Source organism: Desulforhopalus sp. IMCC35007, from assembly GCF_005116575.1.
GTDB lineage: Bacteria > Desulfobacterota > Desulfobulbia > Desulfobulbales > Desulfocapsaceae > Desulforhopalus_A.
This window is the reverse complement of sequence record NZ_SWCN01000087.1, coordinates 1-416: the sequence shown is the minus strand read 5'-3', so window position 1 is coordinate 416 and position 416 is coordinate 1. Positions and strand designations below refer to the sequence as shown.

Sequence of the window (416 nt, the reverse complement as noted above, 5' to 3'; positions counted from 1 at the left end):
ATGGCGAGAACGTCCTTTAGAGGCCTTTCCCTATGTCTATCTGGATGCTCGATATGAGAAGGTTCGTCATGGTGGAGTTGTGGTTTCCAGCGCGGTTCTGGTCGCCATCGGCGTCAGCAGCACAGGGCACCGGGAAGTGCTGGGTGTTTCGGTGAAACTCTCTGAAAATGAGGTGCATTGGCGGGATTTTCTCAGCAGTCTGAAGGACAGAGGACTGCATGGTGTCAAGCTTTTTATCTCTGATGCCCACGAAGGATTGAAGGCGGCTCGCAGGGCCATTTTCCCAACTGTTCCCTGGCAGCGCTGCCAGTTCCATCTACAACAAAATGCCCAGAATTACGTGCCCCGACGACGGATGAAACAAGAAGTGGCGGAACGCATCAGGTCGATCTTTACAGCGCCGAATGACGAGGAGG

The 416-nt window shown here is 53.8% G+C and carries 1 protein-coding gene; it reads left to right on the top strand.

The annotated features are described in order from the left end of the window. On the top strand, positions 1 to 416 hold a 416-nt coding region (locus FCL48_RS24725), incomplete at both ends, for a transposase (protein WP_205747828.1).